Source organism: Thermodesulfobacteriota bacterium, from assembly GCA_039028315.1.
Lineage (GTDB): Bacteria > Desulfobacterota_D > UBA1144 > Nemesobacterales > UBA2774 > CR02bin9.
Window position 1 is genome coordinate 1 of sequence record JBCCIH010000203.1, and the last position, 3,913, is coordinate 3,913.

The following is a 3,913-nucleotide window of genomic DNA, read 5'->3' on the forward strand; positions in this document are numbered from 1 at the left end:
CCGCCGCCTGAAGCAAATACGTCGATAAATCCTCCATTATCACCATTGAAGACAAGAACATTATCTTCATCTACATTGGCAACATATAATAATTGCTCAGCTTGCGCGGCGCTTAGACTGAAAAGTGTTAAAAGTAAGGCAGTTAGAACTAATGTTTTTAAGTTAAAATCTTTTTGTATCATCCCTATCCTCTCCGCATCGTAGATTTAGACTGAATTATACTTAGCTTAAATATAATTAGTCAACAAAGAGTATATGGGCAGAGATTTGGGACGTGGTTTGAGCGTCAGTTTACTATAAGAGTTCCGACCATGCCTTTGTCTTCGTGTGAGGCTCCAAACAATCCCTTTTTGCCGCAGTAAAACTTATATGTCCCGGGCTGTTCCGGTGTGAATGTAAAAGTGGCATCACGTCCGCCCTTCACATCTTGTGTTACTGAGAATCCTGACTCAGGGTCATCAATCGTAAAATCATGCGGTACCGTTGAAGCAATGCTTCTAAGAGTGATCTCAACAGGCTGCCCGGCTTCAACTGTGACAGATTCAGGCTTAAAGGAATAACTATCCACTATAATTTCGACTTGCTGAACTTCTTGAGAAGTAGCAAAACTTACAGGTATAAAGAGTAGAAAAAGGAAAATGGTCAATCTTTTCATAATAATCCCTCCTAATGACGTTTATATATTAGATAAGAATATTAAACTTTAAGATTCATATTATTAACCTATTAGTGGTTTAAGATTTTCCCATTTGACCCAGCTCATGAATTATTCTATAATCAAAATATGGTTCAATGATTATTAAGAGGTTTGCAAGGTAAAACTTTTGGCGGGGGGTTTTGCTTAAATGAAATTATTATCAAACCAAGAATGTGTTCTAGCTTTTAAATACATACCTATTGTACTATTTTCTATATTTCTGTTATTTATTTATGGCTGTCCTAACGCTTCAGAAGTTCCTCCAGCATCTGAGGGGGCTTGTTTCGAAGCAGCAATGAAATTTACTGTGCCTGATGATTGTGACGCTGCAAACTGTTGCGATACAGAAAATTTTCTTTCTTTTACTTTCACTCGTACTGATGCTCCGAGCTCTAACCCTATAACTATTAACGCACCTGCAGTAGGTATAGTGCCCATCGAAGAAAATGGAGCACTTACTTGCACAAAGACGGTTAGGCTTCCCACAAGTGACTTTATGGATGTTGGTTTCGGCAGATGGCAGGTAACTCACAGATATGTACCAAATTTTGAAATAACCTGTGATGAGGTTGAAATAACCCAGTGTCCAAGCAGTGATACTCTAGTAGGTACGATGGTCTCTCATACTCGTAATGGAGTTAATGAGTGCGTTCAAGAACTACATGGGTTCGATCAGGCTCCGCCTGGATTTCCTGATCCTTAGTAGAATGCTGTCAGAGTAAATGTAGTTCATTTTATTATTCACCTAGCACACGCCCTAGAAAACCAGAACAGAATCTTTCATCTATTTGATAAGTATTGCTCATAACTCACCTAGAATGAATATTTTTTTGACCATTCGGTATAGAAAATAGTTCTAGATATCCTAGTTAATTTGAGGTAGAATGGAAAATGGTAGGAAAAAGTTTTGACAGACAGTTCTTTATAGCATTTTAATATATGGTTGGTATGTTTAACTGTGTACGACTTAGGATGGGTAGCATTAGAGATTAAAAACTCATATGGAGGTGTAAGGATGAATAACAGTCCTTTTATTCCAAGTAAATTAGTTGTATTTGCTCTAGTTGCTATTGTTACAGTATTTGGCTGGACAAGCATAGCTAGCGCATCAGGTGCATTTATTAGCAGTTTGGGTAACGACAGAATTTTAGAATTTGAGCCGGATGACGGCGAGTTTTTTAGAGTGTTCGCTGACAATGGCCCGCTTCAAGGACCTGAGGGCACACTGTTTGATAGAAACGAGAACATTTATGTCTCAAGCTGTGGCAATGACTCAGTTCTCTATTATGACGGCGGATTCGGCGGATTGATCAGTATCATTATCCCTTCTGGCTCTGGCGGACTTATCTGCCCGACATCTCTTCTCTTTGCTTCTAACGGAGATCTTCTCGTATCAAGTTTTGATACAGATGAGGTTCTTCGCTACGACGCAGACACTGGAGATTTTATCGGTGTTTTTGTGTCTGCAGGATCTGGCGGTCTTGATGGTCCCAGTGACATGAAATATGGTCTAAACAGAAATCTCTACGTTACAAGTGAGCTAAGTAACGAAGTTATTGAATACGACCGTAACACCGGAGCATTTATAAGAGTTGTTGTAAGTGCTGGAAGCGGCGGTCTTGATAGTCCATCAGCTCTATTTTTCCAAGAGACTGATTCACTTTTCGTTGCCAGCAGCGGTACAGATGAAATCTTACAGTACAGCGCCAGTGACGGAACATTCCTCGGAGCATTCGTATCTGCAGGATCAGGAGGTCTTGATGATCCGCAGTGTATAGACTTTAGCTTTGACGGAACTGGTAACATGTTTGTTTGTAGCTTCGAAACAGATGAGGTTCTTCAGTATTCAAGATTTACTGGAGCTTTTCTTGGAGTTTTCGTTCCGCCAGGAAATGGAACACTAGATGGGCCCACATATATAGCCTTTAAAGACAAAGCAGGAAGTGGAAGCAGCAGTAGCTGTTCTATAGCAAGCGCCGGCATGAGCACAAAAGCTGCAATACCTGCTTTAATTCTATTTGCTCCAATTCTGTTTGTAGCAGTTAGAAGAATGGCAAGATCTTAATTAGATAAAAAGAAGTGTAAAACTTAAAAGGGAGCCTCATGGCTCCCTTTTTTATTTGAAGAACTAATTTTGTCTTATCTGTTATTCAGACTCTTGTGTTATAGCACTTACTGCCCTATGCGCAGCTGCAAGCGCACCTTCAATATGCCCCGGATTTTCAGCTGATGTCTCAGTCGATGCCCAATGCAAAAAGCCTTCCATTTGAGGCTCTGCAAACGCAGGCTGCCCGAATGCTTGATAAGTAACAAGACGTTCAACTTCTGGAGGTGATGTATAAGGCTCGTGCCTCCAATCAAGTATATAAAGCTCCTTTGGCTTCTTGGCTTTAGCACCGAACAGTGCAGAAAGCTGTTCAAGTAGTGACTCTCTAGAGAATGTTGGCTGACTAACTTTTTGGGGCGGAGCAAAACCAAAAAGCGCTGCAGGCTCACCATCAGGCCCGCTCATATCATGAACCTCTCTCATTGGTCCAACGTAGCTGATTGCCGATCCCGCAAGACCCTCATATCGCCAAAAAGGTTCAGAATAAATTGCCACTAATTTAGTTATAGGCCCCATCCATACAGGTGTGATTCTTGCTAATTTAAATAACTGTTCAGGGAGTTGTGGATTAAATTCAATAGTTGTAACAGCTAATGGAGGCGGTATGGCAAGTACAACATGCTTGGCTGAGTATGTGGCAACTTTAGTTTCTATATGTATTTCCGCATTTGATGAGATGATCTGGGCAACAGGCTCACTCAGTCTAATAGCACCATCTGGCAGCCCTTTTGCAACTGCTGCTGCTAGAGATTGGGCCCCATGAGTGAATCTGCTTGAATAAACATCAATAGGGTTTCCATGTATGCGCTCGACACCATCGGGGGTCTGATATAAGGCATCTCCGGATGTGTGCTGGGGGAATGTTTCAATTCCAAGATCCGAAACAAGCTTTGTAATCCTGGGCTCGTTTGGCCAAAACCAAGTGGCGCCTAGGTCGAGTCCAAATTTAGAATCAGACAGCAATCGCCCGCCAATTCTGTCTCTGGCCTCTAGAACTGCGATTGAATATCCTTTGAAATTTAATTCTCGAGCCGCTGCTAGGCCTGCTATTCCAGCACCTATAATTACTACATCTACTCTGACATTATCCATTTTTATCTCAGATTTGC

The 3,913-nt window shown here is 41.3% G+C and carries 5 protein-coding genes; 2 read left to right on the forward strand and 3 right to left on the reverse strand.

The features are described from left to right. A partial coding sequence (locus AAF462_10665) for a hypothetical protein (protein ID MEM7009585.1) occupies positions 1-182 on the reverse strand: 182 nt, incomplete at its 3' end. Positions 183-286: 104 nt separating this feature from the next. Beyond that, positions 287-655 carry a cupredoxin domain-containing protein gene (locus AAF462_10670; protein MEM7009586.1) on the reverse strand — a complete coding sequence of 123 codons (369 nt, stop codon included), beginning with the start codon at positions 653-655 and terminating at the stop codon, positions 287-289. A 190-nt stretch (positions 656-845) separates the two neighbouring features. On the opposite strand from AAF462_10670, the gene AAF462_10675 reads away from it, so the two are divergent. Further along, positions 846-1,400 carry a hypothetical protein gene (locus AAF462_10675; GenBank protein ID MEM7009587.1) on the forward strand — a complete coding sequence of 185 codons (555 nt, stop codon included), beginning with the start codon at positions 846-848 and terminating at the stop codon, positions 1,398-1,400. Between the two features lie 312 nt (positions 1,401-1,712). Further along, positions 1,713-2,762: a hypothetical protein gene (locus AAF462_10680; protein MEM7009588.1), complete on the forward strand. Its 1,050-nt coding sequence runs from the start codon at positions 1,713-1,715 to the stop codon at positions 2,760-2,762. A gap of 81 nt (positions 2,763-2,843) precedes the next feature. On the opposite strand, the gene AAF462_10685 is transcribed toward AAF462_10680, so the two are convergent. Beyond that, the coding region (locus AAF462_10685; protein MEM7009589.1) for an NAD(P)/FAD-dependent oxidoreductase at positions 2,844-3,913 on the reverse strand (1,070 nt) is incomplete at its 5' end.

What these genes read in the sequence shown, in the direction of transcription:
- AAF462_10670 (MEM7009586.1), bottom strand. Translation starts at nt 655, where the DNA reads ATGAAAAGATTGACCATTTTCCTTTTTCTACTCTTTATACCTGTAAGT.
- AAF462_10680 (MEM7009588.1), top strand. Translation starts at nt 1,713, where the DNA reads ATGAATAACAGTCCTTTTATTCCAAGTAAATTAGTTGTATTTGCTCTA.
- AAF462_10675 (MEM7009587.1), top strand. Translation starts at nt 846, where the DNA reads ATGAAATTATTATCAAACCAAGAATGTGTTCTAGCTTTTAAATACATA.